1 protein-coding gene is annotated in these 398 nt (G+C 61.3%); it reads left to right on the top strand.

The window, feature by feature from the left end; all coding sequences use genetic code 11:
- Positions 1-398: LPD7 domain-containing protein (locus EOD15_RS36185; RefSeq protein ID WP_185929194.1), on the top strand; the 398-nt coding region annotated here is incomplete at both ends.

The following is a 398-nucleotide window of genomic DNA, read 5'->3' as shown; positions in this document are numbered from 1 at the left end:
GTACGCAACGAAATCGAGGTTGCGCTCTCAAAGGAGCAGATCGAGCGACTGATCGGCAAGGGGAAGGGCAACGTCGAAAAGGACCAGGACGCCGACGCCGGCAAGCCGGCCTCTGTTGTCATGCCGCCCCCGCTTCCGAACGTGGGTGAAGGCCACAACCAGGTGCGCGATCAGTCGGCATTTGCCGACGCTGCAGCCAGGGACAAGCTCGTCCCGGAGGATGTGGCCAGCCGATACAAGAAGGATGGTCAGAAGTACCTGGACGCGAATGACCCGAAGAAGGTGGCATTCGTGGACAAGGGTAATCGCCTGCAGACCTCGCGCTCCTTCGATGACAAGGCGGTCGAGGACATGGTGGCCATCGCCGATGCACGCGGCATGACCGCATTCAAGGTGTC

The organism is Mesorhizobium sp. M7A.T.Ca.US.000.02.2.1 (assembly GCF_003996995.1).
GTDB lineage: Bacteria > Pseudomonadota > Alphaproteobacteria > Rhizobiales > Rhizobiaceae > Mesorhizobium.
The sequence above is the reverse complement of the archived record's forward strand: the minus strand, read 5'-3'. Positions and strand labels throughout refer to the sequence as shown.